A 15363-nucleotide genomic window follows, 5' to 3' on the forward strand; every position below is an offset into this window, starting at 1 on the left:
GTGGGCCGGCCACCACTGCCCGCAGGCTCGCACGGCAACATCCGGACGAAGAAGATCGGCACGACGTGGGTCGCAGCCACCTACGTTCGCGACGGGGACGGTCGGCGGCGCGAGATCCGACGCGAAGCGAAGTCTAAGTCGGCGGCCGGCCTCAAGCTGCAGGCAGCGCTCGAGAACCGCGCAGGGTTCTCCACCTCCGCCATCGACCGCAACGCAAAACTAGAGCTCGTCGCCACGGCATGGCTTGAACATTGTGCGAGACAAGTCGAAGCCGGCGACATGGCCCCCAACACGGCTCGGCTCTACACGTCCATCTGGAACAGCCACGTGAAAGAGGCCGTCGGGCAGCTACGGGTCCACGAGGCCACCGTGCCGCGCCTAGACGCGTTCATCGTCTCCATGCGCACCCACCAAGGCCCTGCGCTCACCAAGACGGCCAGGACGGTCCTGAACGGCATCCTCGGGTACGCGGTGCGACACGGGGCGATGACGGCCAACCCGATGCGCGAGGTGTCCCGCATCTCCGGCGGCACCAAACGAGAGCCTCGCGCGATGACCGCCAAGGAACGACGCGAGTGGCTGTTCGCCATCGACCGGGATGAGAAGGCCATCGACGAAGACGTCCCCGACCTCACGCGGTGGATGCTGTCGACCGGCGTGCGAATGGGCGAATGCCTGGCCATCCGGTTCGAGGACGTGAACCTGCTCGAGCGGGAAGTGACCATCTCCCACGGCATCACCCGCGTGAAGGGCCGCGGGCTCCTCCGCGGCCCGGTCAAGACGCGGTCCTCGGTACGCACAATCGGGCTCACCGACTCGTTGGTGACGATGGTCGAGGAACGCTTAGTCCTCTACGGGGAAGGACCCTTGTTCCCGAACACCAAGGGCGGGCACCGGGATCCGTCGAACACGTCCCGCTGCATCCGTGAAGCTCGGGAGCGGGCCGGGATCGACTGGGTCACTTCGCACGTATTCCGCAAGACCGTCGCCACGGTGATGGACCAGGCCAACGTGACGACCAGAGTGGTGTCCGACCAGCTCGGGCACTCGCGGATCTCGATGACCCAGGACGTCTACATGGCCCGCCGCGCGCCAGCGTCGGAAGCCCTACGCGCCCTTGAGGATGCGGAGCGCGGTAGCAACGATTGAGAGCCGCCTGCGGTTTGTGCGGAGTATGTGCGAAACGGGATCTTGACGCTGATCCCTTACATGCCCTCTGACCTGCGGTGAATGCTCCTCCGATTGGATTCGAACCAATAACCGCCCGATTAACAGTCGGGTGCTCTGCCATTGAGCTACGGAGGACCGTCTCGCATCGTCGGCACACGATCACCTGACGACGCTGAGAACTCTACAACACACGCCCCGTGCCCGACCGGAGGGCCCCCACGCCCCGGGACGGTAGCCCTGGCCTGGGGAAGATCTCTGCAGCGCAAGCGGTACGGTCGCCGGTGACGAGGAGGTACGACATGCTCAAGTTCCTGTTGGGGATCGGCGTCGGATACGTGCTGGGGACCCGTGCCGGGCGGGAGCGGTACGAGCAGCTCGTCCGGACCTACCAGCGCACGGCCGATCACCCCGCGGTCCAGGGCGCGGCCGGGATCGCACGCGCGACAGTCGAGGGTGCGGTGGCGAACGTGCGCCGCGACGGCGGCAGCCACTAGGCGCGGTCGTGCCCGGGCTCCGCCGGCTCGGCGACGGCTTCGAGATCACCGTCGCCGGCGGGCCGGACCGGGACGCGCTGGCCGACGAGGTCGAGCGCGCCCGGGACGAGCTCGTCTCGGCGTCGCTGCGGCTGAGGGGGCTCTACCTGGCGCCCGGGTTCGTGCCCGAGGGGTTCCAGGCCGGGTTCGCCGAGGTGTTCGCGCGGCCGACGCCCGAGCACGGTGACGTGAGCCGTCAGCGCACCCTCGCGACGGCGAAGATCCGGCGGAACGGGAACCACGTCGTCCCGTCCGCGGACGGCGGGTAGGCCATCCGCAGGTGCCCGGAGAGCTCCTCGACGAACGCGGCGTACTCGCCGTCGTCCAGCGCGTCGCGGACCGGGCGCAGGGCCGTGCCGCTGATCCAGCGCAGCACCGGGTCGTCACCGGTCAGGCGCTGCAGGTAGGTCGTCTCCCAGACGTCGGCGTCCGCGCCGGCGGCGGTGAGCAGGTCGGCGTAACCGGCCGGGTCGAGAACCGTCACTGCGCCGCGCAGCGACATCCGGTCCCGCCAGCGCGGCTGCGTGGCGACCTCGCGGGTCAGCACGTGCGACGGGGCCTCGAAGTTGCCCGGGACCTGCACCGCGATCCACGCGCCCGACGCGAGCTCCTTCACCCAGCGCGTCAGGATCTCCGCGTGCGTGGGCACCCACTGCAGGATGGCGTTCGAGACGACCACGCCGGTGTCCGGCGCCGGGGTCCAGTCGGCGACGTCGACGAGGTCGGCCGCCACGCCGTTGTCGCGCGCGCTCGCGACCATGTCCGGTGAGGCGTCGAAGGCCTCGACCGTCGCCTCCGGCCAGCGCCGGGCGAGCACCGGCGTCAGGTGCCCGGGGCCGCAGCCGGCGTCGACGACGCGCCGCGGGGCGCCGTCACCCGTCGGCGGCGATCCGATGCGGGCGACGAGGTCGTGGAACGGGCGGGAGCGGTGGTCGTCGAAGTTCCGGTAGAGCGCGGGGTCCCAGCTCGTGGTCATCCGGCGCGGGCTCCGAAAGTGATCATGGCCTCTCATCGGGGAGGGCGGCGCCACCGTTACCGCCGATGCGTGCCGCCACCCCCTCCGCCAGGCGGTCGACCGCGTCCGGGTCGGTGCCGGGGTCGGGGCGGATCTGCAGGATCAGGCCGTCGCGGCCGGGGACCTTGCGCTGCAGCACCCACGCTCCCCCGCCGGGCAGGTCGCGGTGGCTGCGCGAGCGGATCGAGCCGGTGACTCGCTCGTGCACGGCCTGCGGGATCTTCCCCGGCTCGTCGAGGCGGTAGCGGCGCGGGCGCTCGTCGGTTAGCACGACCGTCCCGGGACCCGACACCTCGCGCGCCGTCGACGCCGTGATCTCCAGCGTGCCGGAGTTCCAGGCCGCCTTCGCGATCTCGTGCCACCCCAGACGACGCGGCGGCTCCTCGGGCAGCCACAGCCCCCAGGACGTGACGACGAGGTGCCCACCGCCGGCGAGCTCGGCCTGCGCGACGACGTGCTCGTCGTCGGCCAGACCCCCGGCGACGCCCTCGGGCACGTTCTCCCGGCCGAGCAACCGCTTCCAGAAGCTCATGTCGCGACCCCGCTGGTCTGCTCGCGCAACGCGATCCGGTACTGCTCCAGCGGGACGAGGTCGCCGAAGAGCTCGTTGTAGGTCTCCGGGTCGGTCTCGTAATTCGTGCGCTGCAGCCGGGACTTGATCTCGGTGATCTGCGCGTCGACCAGCGACATCCGCACCCCGGCGAGCAGGCCGGAGACGTAGCGGCCCTCGTCGGTGTTGCGCCGCGGCAGCTCCAGGGCCTCCACGGCCAGCTCGCTGACCAGGTGGCGGATCTCGTCGGTCGTGGTCTCGGCGCTCACCGCGTCGAGCCAGGCGCCGCCCTCGATGCCGCCGCAGACCCCGCCGGCGGCGCTGATCGCCCGGTGCACCGCGGCGAAGGCCGGGTGGGTGAACGCGGCCTCGGGCAGCTCGTCGTAGCCGGGGCCGGCGACCGCGGGGATCTGCAGCGCGGCCTTGAGCGCCTGGCGCTGGATGTGCAGGCGGGGGTCGTCGCGCGGCGGGGCCTTCGGTGCCTCGCGGCCGTTGCCGCGCGCGCCGTCGGCGGGCTTGCGGCCCTTGACCTGTCCCGGACCGGGCGGCGTCGGGCTCCCGGCCGTCTCCCGCACCCGGCGCACGACGACGGCGATGTCCTCCCAGCCGGTCCAGCCGGCCAGGCGGCGCGCGTACTCGTCACGCAGGTCCTCGCGCTTGATCCGCGCGACCAGCGGCACCGTGCGCTGCAGAGCGGCGGCGCGGCCCTCGACGGAGTTCAGGTCGTGCTCGCGCAGCATCGAGCGGATCGCGAACTCGAACAGCGGCTCGCGGCGGGCCACCAGGTCGCGGACGGCGGTGTCGCCGTGGGTGTTGCGCAGGTCGCAGGGGTCCTGGCCGTCCGGGGCGACGGCGACGAACGTCTGCGCGGCGAAGCTCTGCTCGCCGTCGAAGGCCTTCATCGCGGCGGCCTGACCCGCCGCGTCGCCGTCGAAGGTGTAGATGACCTCGCCGAGGTCGAACGAGTCGTCACCGATCAGGCGGCGGATCACCGAGACGTGCTCGGAGCCGAACGCCGTGCCACAGGAGGCGACGGCGGTGTGCACGCCGGCCTCGTGCATCGCCATCACGTCGGTGTAGCCCTCGACGACGACGACCTGGCGTCGCTTGGCGATCTCGCGCTTGGCCAGGTCCAGGCCGAACAGCACGTGGGTCTTGCGGTAGACCGGCGTCTCGGAGGTGTTGAGGTACTTGGCGTCGATGCCGTCGTCGTCGAACAGCCGCCGCGCGCCGAAGCCGACGACGTCGCCGCCGAGGTCGCGGATCGGCCAGAGCAGGCGGCGGTGGAACCGGTCGATCGCGCCGCGGCGGCCCTCCTTGGACACGCCGGACTTGATCAGCTCGTCGAGCGTGTAGCCCTGTCCGAGCAGGTGCTTGGTGACGGTGTCCCAGCCCGCCGGGGCGTAGCCGCAGCCGAACTTCTCGGCCGACGCGGCGTCGAACCCGCGCTCGGTGAGGAACCGCATCGCGGGCGCGCCGGCCGGGGTGTGCAGCTGCGCTGTGTAGAACTCGGCCGCCTTGCGGTTGACCTCCAGCAGCCGCGAGCGGGTGCCCCGGTCGCGCTGCACGGAGCTGCCGCCGCCCTCGTAGGTCAGTCGCAGCCCGACCCGGTCGGCGAGGCGCTCGACCGCCTCCGGGAAGCCGATGACCTCCATCTTCATGACGAAGTCGATGACGCTGCCGCCCTCGCCACAGCCGAAGCAGTGGAACGTGCCGTGCGAGGGACGCACGTTGAACGACGGCGACTTCTCGTCGTGGAACGGGCAGAGGCCCTTGAGCGAACCGGCACCGGCCTTGCGGAGGTTGATGTACTCGCCGATCACCTCGTCGATCCGGGTGCGGTCGCGGACCTCGGTGATGTCTGAGTCACGGATCCGGCCTGCCACGGACCCGATTCTAGGCGCGTCCGGCCCGCGGCGACCGGGCGGCGTGGATTCCGGTGCACTCCACCGCGGTCGGGTGCCGGTAGCGTCGCGGAGCGTGTCCGGGGACGTCGTCGAGAGCCACCGCCCGCACCTGCTGGGCGTCGGTTACCGGATCACCGGCAGCATCGCCGACGCCGAGGACGCCGTCCAGGAGGCCTGGCTGCGGCTCGCCGCCCTCGACGACCCGGATCAGATCCGTGACCTGCGCGGATGGCTGACCACCGTCGTCGCGCGGCTGTGCCTGGACCGGCTGCGCTCGGCCGCCGCCCGGCGCGAGCGCTACGTCGGGCCGTGGCTGCCGGAGCCGCTGGTCACCACCTCCGACGACGACGGGCCGCTGGCGCACGTCGTCCGCGACGAGGGCGTGCGGATGGCCGCGATGGTGGTGCTCGACGCGCTGAGCCCGGCCCAGCGCGTCGCGTTCGTGCTGCACGAGGCGCTCGCCGAACCCTACGACTCGATCGCCGAGGTGCTGGGCTGCTCGACCGCCGCCGCGCGCCAGCACGCGAGCCGGGCGCGACGCGCCCTCGCCGACGCCGCACCGCCCCCGCGGGCCGCCGACTCCGCCCAGCAGGCGGTGCTGGGCCGGTTCGCCGACGCGCTCGGCCGCGGGGACGTCGCCGCGCTGGTCGCGCTGCTGCATCCGGACGTCGTCCTGCGCAACGACGGCGGCGGACGGGTGCAGGCCGCGCTCCGGCCCGTCGTCGGCGCGGACAAGGTCGCCCGCCTGCTGCTGGGCCTGCACTCGCGCTACGGCGACGGGATGCTCGACGGCCGCGCCGTCCGGGTCAACGGCGAGCCGGGGTGGCTCGTGCCGGGAGCCGGCGCGGTCTCCACCTCGGTCACCGTGTTCGCGCTCGCCGACGATCGGATCGTCGGCGTCTACTCCACGCTCAACCCGGAGAAGCTGACCCGGCTGCCGGCGTGAGCCGGACCCGGCAGGCCGCGTCGAAACCCTGGTCGGTGATGCCGAGGGCGTGGTTGGCCCGCGCGCGCAGGTTCTCCACCGCGATCATCTGGGTCAGCTCCACGAGCCCGGCCCGGCCGAACTCGGCCTCCAGCGCGGCGACCTGGGCGTCGGTGACGGTCATCGGCTGGGCCGTCATGGCGTCGGCGTAGGCGATCGCGAGGCGTTCGTCGTCGCGGTAGAGCGGGTCGGTGGCGTAGTCGTCGATGTGGCGCAGGCGCTCGACGTCGAGGCCGTCCAGGCGCTGCAGCATGGTGCCGAAGTCGACGCACCACGAGCAGCCGACGACCGTCGCCGTCCGGTAGACCGCCAGCTCACGCACCCGCGCCGGCAGCACGCCGACCGCGCGTTCCCACGCCAGCTCGGAGACCAGCCCGGCCCAGAACATGCCGCGGTGGTGCCGGGCGACCGCGAACGGCTCGGGCACCGAACCGAAACGGCGACGGGCGATGCGGTAGACCAGCCGTCCCCCGACGCCGGCGTCGGCGGGTTCCACGGCGGGGATTCGTGCCATCTCGTCCTCCTGGAGTTCGTGTTCTCACCCGGGGGACGAGACGGGGCGCCGGAACGTGACGGGGGTCAGCTGCCGGTGGCGACGGGTTCCGGGTCGGGCTTCTTCCTCCGGCGCCGCACCATGCCCAGGCCGACATACATGCCGACCAGCGCGATGCCGAGGCCGAGCAGCGCCTGGACGGTCAGGACCTCGCCGAGCACCGGGACCGCGATCAGGGCCGTGGTCGCCGGGACCAGGTTGAGCAGGGCGCTGACGTGCACCGTCGAGCGCCACCGCAGCAGCAGGAACATCAGGGCGAACGCGCCCGCGGAGTTGAAGATCCCGAGCCAGACCACCGACGCCCAGCCACCGGCGTCGGAGGGCAGCCAGGCCGCGCCGAGGAACGGCATCGCGACCGCGGTGACGACGAGCGAGGTCAGCATCTGCACGATCACGCTCGTCACGACGGGCGTGTCCTCGTTGAACCTCTTCTGGTAGAGCGTCCCGGCGGTCAGCGACAGCATGCCGAGCACCGGGAAGACCACCGCGCTGCTGATGCCGCCGCCGAGCTCGTCGGAGAGCACGACGTAGACCCCGGCGGCGCCGATCACTAGGCCGAACACCGGGGCCGGGCCCAGCTTCGTCGACAGCAGCAACGGGGTGAGCAGCCCGACCAGCAGCGGCGCCATGCCCAGGATCAGGCTCGACAGCCCGGCCGGGACGCCGTTCGCCAGACCGGTGTAGACGGCGGAGAACTGCCCGACCTGCAGCAGCAGTGCCGTCACCGCGAGGTGGATCCAGGCCGATCCGCGCGGCAGCGCGGGACGCATGACGGCCGCGACCGCGCCCATCGCGACGGCGGCGATCACGAACCGCCACAGCAGGACGGTCGGGACCTCCATGTGCTGGGTCGCGATCTTGCCCGCGATGAACCCGGACGCCCACAACGGGACGAACAGCACGCTGAGCAGAGGGACGGTCCACCGGCTGCTGCGCATCGGGACAGTTCATCGCATCGCTAACCACCAGGCCAACGGTGAACGGCGTTGGTGAGCGACGTCTCCCGGGACCGGACCGGCGCCGGGGCCTCGAGTTCGAGTGCGCTCGAAGGCCGAGCGTGACCGTCATGACGACGACGGCCGAGACGCCCGTGACCTGCACCGCCGTCGACGCGGCGCGGGAGCGGCTGCAGCGGCAGGACGCCGGCGCCCCGGCTCCGGGCGAACGGCTCGACATCGCCGAGGTCGCCGCCCGGACCGGCGTCACCGCCCACACGCTGCGCTACTACGAGCGGATCGGCTGCTCGCCGTCGAGCGCGACGCGAGCGGGCACCGCAGCTACAGCGCCGACGACTTCCGTCGCGTGGTGTTCGTGAGCCGGTTGCGGATGACCGGGATGCCGGTCCGCGACGGGGCGATGGCGCCGTAGAGCCGTCAGACCGTGGCGGTGCGCGCGGAGTCCTCCACCGGGAGGGGACGGCGCGGGGACGGGACGAACGGCGTGGCGCGCGCCGGGCGGGGCGCACCGGTCTGGGCGTGGGCGGCCAGCCAGGGAGCCACCGCGACCGCGAACAGCACGATGATCCCGGCGGATCCGCCGGTGAGGGCCATGATCTCCGAGAGGTTCATGAGTCCACCGTGCGTCGGCAACCTGTGGGATACCTGAGCGCAGCCTGCGAAGCGCGCATCAACACGCCGAAGTGCCTGTGACACACCCGAGGAGGCGGTCATCGCCGAGAGGGCGTGTCCCGGCGCGGTTCCCGGTTCCCGGACGCCGATCATCGACAGGTGCACGGATGGCGTTCGACGTTCCTGGCCCTGACGGTCTCTGCTGCTCTGCTGCCGGCGGCGGCGTGCGGGGTGCCGTACGACCCGCCGACACCCGTCGGCACGAGCAGCGCCGACACCGTCGTGCCCGGGGGCTCCGACCCCACCGTCGAGCCCGCCGCCGCACGGTCCGGGGCGGCCGCCGCCGCGCTCGCGAAGCTGCCGGTCAAGGGCCGCGCGCCGAAGACCGGCTACACCCGCGAGCAGTTCGGCCAGCGCTGGGCCGACATCGACAAGGACGGCTGCGACCAGCGCAACCAGGTCCTGGCCCGGGACATGGACAAGGAGACGTTCAAGCCCGGGACGAAGAACTGCGTCGTGCTCACCGGGTCCCTGCGCGACCCCTACACCGCGCGCACGATCGCCTTCACCCGCGGCGCCGACTCCAGCAGCGACGTGCAGATCGACCACGTCATCGCGCTGTCCGACGCGTGGCAGAAGGGCGCCCAGCAGCTCGACGCCGCCACCCGTCAGCGGATCGGCAACGACCCGCTGAACCTCGTCGCCGTCGACGGTCCGACGAACGCCCGCAAGGGTGACGGCGACGCCGCGACGTGGCTGGTCCCGAACACGAAGTACCGCTGCGCCTACGTGTCCCGGCAGGTCGCGGTGAAGGCCCGCTACAAGCTCTGGGTCACCGCCGCCGAGCGCGACGCGATCGGCAAGATCCTCGACACCTGCCCCGGCCAGGCCCTGCCGACGGACGCGAACGCACCCGCCAACACCTTCCGCTGACCGGTGTCGCTCAGCGCCCCCGGACGAGGCGGGCGTGCCGGCCGACCGCCTGCTGGTCGGTGAGCAGAGCGACCTGGTCGATCACCACGCGCAGCCGCGCCCGGTCGTCGGGTGCGGCGGCCCAGTCCTCGGCGCGCACCGGGTCGAGTGTCCCGGGGGCGCCGTCGAGCAGTGCCTCGACCAGCTCGGCGAGCAGCTCGCGCTGGCTCGCCTGCATGGCCAGCCGCTGCCGGTCGCTCATGACGTAACGGGTGGCCAGGGCCTTGAGCAGCACGACCTGCGCCGCGGCCGGGCCGGGGACGTGCAGGTCGGCGTCGTGACGGCGCAGCGGGCGGTCGCCGTGGGCGTCCAGCGTCGCGTCGGTGGCGGCCAGCGCGAAGCGCCCGACCAGCTCGCTGGTCAGCCGCTTCATCGCCGCGTAGTCGGCCCCGCCGGCCACCGCGACGTCGAAGCCGCGCACGGCCCGGACCACCGGGAGCGCGTCCAGGTCCCGGGCGGCCTCCTCGCAGGCGGCGGCGTCGGCTCCGAACTGCAGCGCCGCGGCCCGGGCCAGCTCGGCGCGTTCGGTGGGGGACGAGAGCACCGCGAGATCCATCCGGCCCGACAGCACCGCGTCCTCGACGTCGTGCACGGAGTAGGCGACGTCGTCGGCCCAGTCCATGACCTGCGCCTCCATGCAGCGCTCGCCGGGCCGGGCGCCGAGCCGGACCCACGCCAGGGTCGGCTCGTCGTCGGCGTAGGCGCCGAACTTGCGCTCCCCGCCCCGGCGGGCCCACGGGTACTTCGCCGACGCGTCGAGGGTGGCGCGGGTCAGGTTCAGCCCGCCCGCGTTGCGCCCGTCCGACGACTCCGACTTCGGCTCCAGGCGGGTCAGGATCCGCAGCGTCTGGGCGTTGCCCTCGAACCCGCCGCAGGCCGCGCCCGCCTCGTCGAGGGCCCGCTCGCCGTTGTGCCCGAACGGCGGGTGCCCGATGTCGTGGGCCAAGCCGGCGGCGTCGACGACGTCCGGGTCGCACCCGAGCTCCTCGGCCATCCCGCGCCCGATCTGGGCCACCTCGAGCGAGTGCGTCAGCCGGGTGCGCGGGATGCCGCTGACCTCCGCGCCCTCCCCCGGCCCGACGACCTGCGTCTTGCCCGCCAGCCGTCGCAGGGCCGCGGAGTGCAGCACGCGGGCCCGGTCCCGGGAGAACGGGCTGCGCCGCTCGATGCGTCCGCGCTCGCCCAGGCCGGAGCCCTTCGGGGCCTCGGGCAGCATCCGCTCGGTGTCCGCTCCCGAGTACCCGGGCGTACCCGTGGCGTCGAGCGATCCGGCTCCGGCGGACACGACGCTCAGCCCAGACCGCTGGTCGCGGTGTCGACCGGGGCGTGGGTCAGCTCGTAGAACAGCAGCGCCCCGGTCTCCCGGTAGATGTAGCGGAACTGCGCCTCGCGCGTCTGCACCATGGGCCCGCTGCGGGTCGGCGACGTCCACGCGTCCAGGCCGGCGTCACGTGCCATCGTCCGTGCCCGCAGGCTGTGCCAGGGGTCGGAGACCAGCAGCGCGGACTCCCAGCCCTGCTCGGAGGCCTTCGCCGCGACGGCCTGCACGCTGCGCAGGGTGTCGGCGCCCTCGTTGACCGCGATCACCGAGCTCGCCGGGACGCCGCGGCCGATCAGGTAGTTGCGGCTGGCCTCGGCCTCGGTGAACTGGTCGCCGCTCTGGCTGCCGCCGACGGTGACGATCCGCGGCGCCACGCCGTCGTCGAAGAGCTGGGCGGCGTGCCGCAGCCGCGCGGCCAGCACCGAGCTGGGCTCGCCGTTGTACTGCGCCGCCCCGAGCACCACGACGGCGTCGACGGGCTGCTGGTCGTCGATCCGGGCGACCTGCCAGACCCGCAGCGCCGTCGTCCCGACGACGGCGACGGCCATCAGCACCGCGCCGATCACGATCCGGGCGGGCCAGCTCATCCGGTTCATCCGCACGGCCGGACCGGCCGGCGGCGTGCGATCGGACCGGCGGCGGTCCGAACGGCGGCGTGTGGCGAGTGGTTCGGTCGGGGTGTCCCGGCCGGGCGACGGACGGCGACGAGAGGTGGGAGCACTCATCCGCCGATCCGCCCGCCGGAGGCGGCCAGCGCCGACGCGGAGCGACCGGCCCGCAGGGCGATCACCTGCGCGACGATCGACACGGCCGTCTCCGCCGGAGTACGTGCGCCCAGGTCCAGCCCGACCGGGCCGTGGATCTGCTCGAGCCCGCTCTCGGTGACACCGGCGGCGAGCAGGCGCTCGCGGCGGGCGGACTGGGTGCGCCGCGACCCGAGCGCGCCGAGGAACCCGCGTCCGTGGCGCAGCCCGTCGAGCAGCATCGCGTCGAACGCGGGGTCGTGGTCGAGCAGCACGACGACGTCGGCGTCGGTGAACGCCTGCACCGCGGCGCGCGCCTCGTCCAGGCCGGTGACGGTCCGCGAGGTCCAGCCCAGCAGCCGGGCCTGGCCGTGCAGCGCCTCGCCGAGCGCGCCCTCACCGACCACGACCACCGACGGCACCGGGACCCACAGGTCCACCAGTACGTCCGTGCCGGCCGCGGTGACCTGCTCGGTGGCGGTCGCGCCGCGGCGCAGCAGGCCGCGCGCCGCCGTCACGGCCTCGTCCTGGGTCGTCGCGTCGCCCAGCGAGCCGTGGACGTCGTCGAGTTCCGGGCCGGTCAGCACCAGGGCGTGCGCACCGTCGACGGTCGCGAGCAGGGCCACCGGCCGGGCCGCCTCCAGCGCCTCGCCGAGGGCGGACGCGGCGTCGGCGGGCAGCGTGTGACCCAGCAGGGTCGCGCCGCCGGCGCAGGCCAGACCGGCGGCGACGGCCGGGGTCTCGGCGACGTGCGCCTGCTCGACGCGCGCCGTGCCGCCGGCGACGGAGGTGACGAGCGGGCGTGCGGTGTCGTCGAGCGCACCCCGGTAGAGCAGGCCGCTGACGTCCCCACCGGACGTCCCGGCCAGCAGCTGGCCGGACTCGACCGAGCCGAAGCCGTGCCGTTCCAGCACCCGCACGACACCGATGCCGACGGCCCCGACGGCGCCGTCACCTCCGGCGGCCCATCGGCGCAGGTCCGCGCCGAGCTCGCGTCGGGGGTCGCTGCCGGATCCCGGCGTCGCGCCGGGCCCGGACGGGGCGGTGGGGGTGGTCACGTTCGCCAGGGTAGCGATCACCACCGACAGGACGACGGCCCCCGCGAACGGCTCCCACCGACCGGCCGATGCGCTGCGCCCGAACGGCGGCGCGCCGGACGTCCGCCGGTCGCGCCGGGGTCGTCGGATGGCGCCGAGATCACCCTCGCGGGAACCACCCACGACCCTCGGGAACCGTACGATCCGGGCACACGTTCATCGTGTATCCGCCGGAACCGCCCACGAGCCAGGAGTCATGGACCCTTCCGACAGTACCGGCGCCGCCTTTCACCGGCGGCGTGTCACTTCTCCCCCGCACCATCCCTCCGCTGAGACGCCGGCGGTGAGCCGCCCGTGATCACCACCGTGCTCGGCATCCTGCTCGGCATCGTCGTGGTCGTCGCGATCACGGCACTGACCGGCTACTTCGTCGCCCAGGAATTCGGCTACATGGCCGTCGACCGGGCCCGCCTCAAGTCCCGTGCGGCCGAAGGTGACGCCGGCGCCGAACGCGCACTCGGCATCACCCACCGCACGTCGTTCATGCTCTCCGGCGCCCAGCTCGGCATCACCGTGACCGGCCTGCTGGTCGGGTACGTGGCCGAGCCGCTGATCGGTGACGGCATCGGCACCCTGCTCGGCGGCGTGGGCGTGCCCACCGCCGTCGGGATCGCGGTCGGCACCGTGCTGGCGCTGCTGCTGTCGACCGTCGTGCAGATGGTGTTCGGCGAGCTGTTCCCGAAGAACCTCGCGATCGCCCGCCCGGAGCCGGTCGCCCGGCGCCTGGCGTTGTCCACCGGGATCTACCTCTCGGTCTTCGGCTGGCTGATCAGGATCTTCGACGCCGCATCGAACCTGCTGCTCAAGGCGCTGCGCATCGAGCCGGTGCACGACGTCGAGCACTCGGCGACGCCGCGCGACCTGGAGGCGATCATCGACGACTCCCGGGACTCCGGTGACCTGCGCCCCGAGCTGTCGACGCTGCTCGACCGGGTGCTGGACTTCACCGACCGCACGGCGCGCGCGGCGATGATCCCACGGCCGCGGGTGTCCTGGGTGCGTGCCGACGACACCGTCGACACCCTGGTCACGAAGATGGCCTCGCAGCACTCCCGCTACCCGGTGCTCGGCCCGGCGCCCGACTCGGACGAGGACGGCGACTCGGGCTACGACCTGGTCGGCGTCGTCTGCCTGCGCGACGTGCTCGCGCTGGAGGACCGCGACCTCGGTGGTCGTGCCCCGGGCTCGCTGCTGGTCTCGGAGCTGATGCGCGAGGCCGTGCTGGTGCCGTCGTCGCTGCCGCTGCCCGCGGTGCTCGACCGGCTCACCGAGGCCGGCGAGGAGCTGGCCTGCGTGCTCGACGAGTACGGCGGCCTGGCCGGCGTGATCACCGTCGAGGACGTGGCCGAGGAGCTGGTCGGCGAGATCACCGACGAGCACGACGCCGAGGGCTCGGACCAGGCCCGGCAGTCCGACGGCGGCTGGGTCGTCCCCGGCGACCGGCACGTCGACGAGGTCGGCCGCCTGATCGGTGCCGAGCTGCCCGAGGGCGAGTACCAGACCGTCGGCGGCCTGGTGATCGCGCAGCTGCAGAAGATGGCCGAGGTCGGCGACACCGTCGAGGTGACCGTCCCGGCCGACGCGGGCGAGGAGGACGAGCCGGACCGCACGCTGCGGATCACGGTGCAGGAGATCGACCGGCGGGTTCCGGGGACGGTGCGGCTCGACTGGGCCGAACCCGTCTCGACCACCGGCGGCAGCGACGAGAAGGAGGCCCGGGCATGAGTACCGTCGAGATCGTCGTGTCCATCGGCCTGGTCGCGCTGAGCGCGTTCTTCGTGGCCGTGGAGTTCGCCCTCGTCGCCGCGCGGAAGTACCGGCTCGAGGAGGCCGCGCCGAACAGCGCGTCCGCCCGTGCCGCGCTGCGCAGCGCGAAGGACCTCTCGCTCCTGCTCGCCGGATCGCAGCTGGGCATCACGCTGTGCACGCTCGGCCTCGGTGCCGTCGCCAAGCCCGCCGTCGACGCCGCGCTGTCGCCGGTGTTCGAGGGCTGGGGCATGGGATCGACGGTCGCCGGGGTGCTCTCGTTCGTGCTCTCGCTGATCGTCGTGACGTTCGTGCACCTGGTCGTCGGCGAGATGGCCCCGAAGTCCTGGGCCATCTCGCACCCGGAGAAGTCGGCCACGCTGCTGGCGCTGCCGATGCGCGGGTTCATGGTCCTGACGCGGCCGATCCTGGTCTCGCTGAACGGGATCGCGAACCGCTGCCTGCGCGCCGTCGGCGTCGAGCCGGTGGACGAGATGGCGTCCGGGCGCACCCCGGACGATCTGCGCCAGCTCGTCGACCACTCGGCGCGCACCGGTGACCTCGACCCGGAGCGGCGCGACCAGCTCGTCACCGCCCTGGAGCTCGAGCGCACGCCACTGCGCGAGCTCATGCACGAGCCCAGTGGGGTGGCCGCCGACGACGTCGTGGAGCGCATCCGCGGGGTCGCCCGGGAGACCGGTCACCTGCGCCTGATCGTGCGCGACGGCGGCAAGCCGGTCGGGTTCGTGCACGTCCGCGACACCCTGACCCGCCCGCCGGAGACGACCGCGCGCGACCTCATGCGCCCGGTCCTGACCCTGCCCGCGGACACCCCGGCCTACGCCGCGGTGACCGCGATGCGCGAACGGCGCAGCCACATCGCGCTGGTCGAGTCCGACGGGCAGCAGCTCGGCCTGGTCACGCTCGCCGACCTGGTCGACCGCCTGCTCCCGGCGGGGGTCTGACCGGACCGTTCGTCCAGGATCGTCCCGGGGCCCGGCCGCACAGGCCGGGCCCCGGTGCGTCCGGCACCCCGTCGCGCCGACGCCGTGCCGACGCCGCGCGGGAGCCGCCCGGAGCGCTCGGGTCGCGTCGACCGCCGGTCGAGGCCGCGGGGCCGGTCGGCGACGAGGCCCGCCCGATCGGGGGTCGGGACGGAGCTCCGACGCGCCGTGACCTGCCGATCGGTTCTACTCTGGCTCG

General features: G+C 73.3%; 17 protein-coding genes and 1 tRNA gene. 8 read left to right on the forward strand and 10 right to left on the reverse strand.

Features of this window, described 5'->3' with window-relative positions:
• Entirely contained in the window at nt 1-1149 is a 1149-nt protein-coding gene (locus EV383_RS22115) for a tyrosine-type recombinase/integrase (RefSeq protein WP_130291704.1), read from the forward strand.
• 84 nt (nt 1150-1233) lie between these two features.
• Here the strand turns inward: EV383_RS22115 and EV383_RS22120 are convergent.
• Nucleotides 1234-1305 (reverse strand) — tRNA-Asn (locus EV383_RS22120).
• 164 nt (nt 1306-1469) lie between these two features.
• On the opposite strand from EV383_RS22120, the gene EV383_RS22125 reads away from it, so the two are divergent.
• Both EV383_RS22125 and EV383_RS22130 read left to right on the forward strand, forming a co-directional pair.
• Nucleotides 1470-1664, forward strand: coding sequence for a hypothetical protein (locus EV383_RS22125; protein WP_130291705.1), 195 nt, complete (start codon nt 1470-1472; stop codon nt 1662-1664).
• A gap of 8 nt (nt 1665-1672) precedes the next feature.
• Entirely contained in the window at nt 1673-1972 is a 300-nt protein-coding gene (locus tag EV383_RS22130) for a hypothetical protein (protein WP_130291706.1), read from the forward strand.
• On the opposite strand, the gene EV383_RS22135 is transcribed toward EV383_RS22130, so the two are convergent.
• Genes EV383_RS22135 through dnaG form a run of 3 tightly spaced genes read right to left on the reverse strand, consistent with a single transcriptional unit; the run spans nt 1900 to nt 5154 of the window.
• On the reverse strand, nt 1900-2679 hold the full coding sequence (locus EV383_RS22135) for a trans-aconitate 2-methyltransferase (RefSeq protein WP_130291707.1): 780 nt from the start codon (nt 2677-2679) through the stop codon (nt 1900-1902). The two genes, EV383_RS22130 and EV383_RS22135, sit on opposite strands and share 73 nt — an antisense overlap.
• Before the next feature lie 22 nt (nt 2680-2701).
• Nucleotides 2702-3250, reverse strand: a complete 549-nt coding sequence (locus tag EV383_RS22140) for a hypothetical protein (RefSeq protein ID WP_130291708.1) — start codon at nt 3248-3250, stop codon at nt 2702-2704.
• Complete coding sequence (gene dnaG / locus EV383_RS22145; RefSeq protein ID WP_130291709.1) at nt 3247-5154, reverse strand: DNA primase; 1908 nt, start codon at nt 5152-5154, stop codon at nt 3247-3249. Before dnaG ends, EV383_RS22140 begins: the two co-directional genes overlap by 4 nt.
• Nucleotides 5155-5248: 94 nt before the next feature.
• Between dnaG and sigJ the strand changes: the two genes are divergently transcribed.
• Nucleotides 5249-6121, forward strand: coding sequence for an RNA polymerase sigma factor SigJ (gene sigJ / locus EV383_RS22150; protein WP_242623243.1), 873 nt, complete (start codon nt 5249-5251; stop codon nt 6119-6121).
• Here the strand turns inward: sigJ and EV383_RS22155 are convergent.
• Together EV383_RS22155 and EV383_RS22160 are read right to left on the reverse strand one after the other, a co-directional pair.
• Complete coding sequence (locus EV383_RS22155; protein WP_130291711.1) at nt 6087-6674, reverse strand: carboxymuconolactone decarboxylase family protein; 588 nt, start codon at nt 6672-6674, stop codon at nt 6087-6089. The genes sigJ and EV383_RS22155 overlap by 35 nt on opposite strands.
• Before the next feature lie 65 nt (nt 6675-6739).
• Nucleotides 6740-7651 (reverse strand): DMT family transporter, encoded by a 912-nt coding sequence (locus EV383_RS22160; protein WP_130291712.1) that lies wholly within the window; start codon nt 7649-7651, stop codon nt 6740-6742.
• A 128-nt stretch (nt 7652-7779) separates the two neighbouring features.
• Here EV383_RS22160 and EV383_RS22165 point away from each other — a divergent pair, with 128 nt between their 5' ends.
• Nucleotides 7780-8028, forward strand: coding sequence for a MerR family DNA-binding transcriptional regulator (locus tag EV383_RS22165; RefSeq protein ID WP_207223621.1), 249 nt, complete (start codon nt 7780-7782; stop codon nt 8026-8028).
• 58 nt (nt 8029-8086) lie between these two features.
• On the opposite strand, the gene EV383_RS22170 is transcribed toward EV383_RS22165, so the two are convergent.
• On the reverse strand, nt 8087-8281 hold the full coding sequence (locus tag EV383_RS22170) for a hypothetical protein (protein WP_130291713.1): 195 nt from the start codon (nt 8279-8281) through the stop codon (nt 8087-8089).
• Nucleotides 8282-8440: 159 nt separating this feature from the next.
• Between EV383_RS22170 and EV383_RS22175 the strand changes: the two genes are divergently transcribed.
• Complete coding sequence (locus EV383_RS22175) at nt 8441-9214, forward strand: HNH endonuclease family protein (protein WP_130291714.1); 774 nt, start codon at nt 8441-8443, stop codon at nt 9212-9214.
• 10 nt (nt 9215-9224) lie between these two features.
• Here the strand turns inward: EV383_RS22175 and EV383_RS22180 are convergent, their stop codons facing one another.
• From EV383_RS22180 to EV383_RS22190, 3 genes are all read right to left on the reverse strand, one after another.
• Complete coding sequence (locus EV383_RS22180) at nt 9225-10538, reverse strand: deoxyguanosinetriphosphate triphosphohydrolase (RefSeq protein ID WP_278044842.1); 1314 nt, start codon at nt 10536-10538, stop codon at nt 9225-9227.
• A gap of 5 nt (nt 10539-10543) precedes the next feature.
• Complete coding sequence (locus EV383_RS22185) at nt 10544-11161, reverse strand: YdcF family protein (RefSeq protein WP_130291715.1); 618 nt, start codon at nt 11159-11161, stop codon at nt 10544-10546.
• Nucleotides 11162-11295: 134 nt separating this feature from the next.
• Nucleotides 11296-12375, reverse strand: a complete 1080-nt coding sequence (locus tag EV383_RS22190; protein WP_242623244.1) for an XdhC family protein — start codon at nt 12373-12375, stop codon at nt 11296-11298.
• 333 nt (nt 12376-12708) lie between these two features.
• Here EV383_RS22190 and EV383_RS22195 point away from each other — a divergent pair, with 333 nt between their 5' ends.
• Together EV383_RS22195 and EV383_RS22200 are read left to right on the forward strand one after the other, a co-directional pair.
• A complete protein-coding gene (locus tag EV383_RS22195) occupies nt 12709-14139 on the forward strand; it encodes a hemolysin family protein (protein WP_207223622.1) in 1431 nt (476 codons plus the stop codon).
• Nucleotides 14136-15125 carry a hemolysin family protein gene (locus tag EV383_RS22200; protein ID WP_130291716.1) on the forward strand — a complete coding sequence of 330 codons (990 nt, stop codon included), beginning with the start codon at nt 14136-14138 and terminating at the stop codon, nt 15123-15125. Before EV383_RS22195 ends, EV383_RS22200 begins: the two co-directional genes overlap by 4 nt.
• Nucleotides 15126-15363 lie beyond the last annotated feature (238 nt).

The sequence above is a fragment of the Pseudonocardia sediminis genome, from assembly GCF_004217185.1.
GTDB classification, from domain to species: domain Bacteria; phylum Actinomycetota; class Actinomycetes; order Mycobacteriales; family Pseudonocardiaceae; genus Pseudonocardia; species Pseudonocardia sediminis.

Excerpts from the sequence above, each read along its gene's own strand:
- EV383_RS22125 (WP_130291705.1), top strand. The coding sequence starts at position 1,470 with ATGCTCAAGTTCCTGTTGGGGATCGGCGTCGGATACGTGCTGGGGACC.
- EV383_RS22135 (WP_130291707.1), bottom strand. The coding sequence starts at position 2,679 with ATGACCACGAGCTGGGACCCCGCGCTCTACCGGAACTTCGACGACCAC.
- EV383_RS22140 (WP_130291708.1), bottom strand. The coding sequence starts at position 3,250 with ATGAGCTTCTGGAAGCGGTTGCTCGGCCGGGAGAACGTGCCCGAGGGC.
- EV383_RS22155 (WP_130291711.1), bottom strand. The coding sequence starts at position 6,674 with ATGGCACGAATCCCCGCCGTGGAACCCGCCGACGCCGGCGTCGGGGGA.
- EV383_RS22160 (WP_130291712.1), bottom strand. The coding sequence starts at position 7,651 with ATGCGCAGCAGCCGGTGGACCGTCCCTCTGCTCAGCGTGCTGTTCGTC.
- EV383_RS22165 (WP_207223621.1), top strand. The coding sequence starts at position 7,780 with ATGACGACGACGGCCGAGACGCCCGTGACCTGCACCGCCGTCGACGCG.
- EV383_RS22170 (WP_130291713.1), bottom strand. The coding sequence starts at position 8,281 with ATGAACCTCTCGGAGATCATGGCCCTCACCGGCGGATCCGCCGGGATC.
- EV383_RS22185 (WP_130291715.1), bottom strand. The coding sequence starts at position 11,161 with ATGAGCTGGCCCGCCCGGATCGTGATCGGCGCGGTGCTGATGGCCGTC.
- EV383_RS22200 (WP_130291716.1), top strand. The coding sequence starts at position 14,136 with ATGAGTACCGTCGAGATCGTCGTGTCCATCGGCCTGGTCGCGCTGAGC.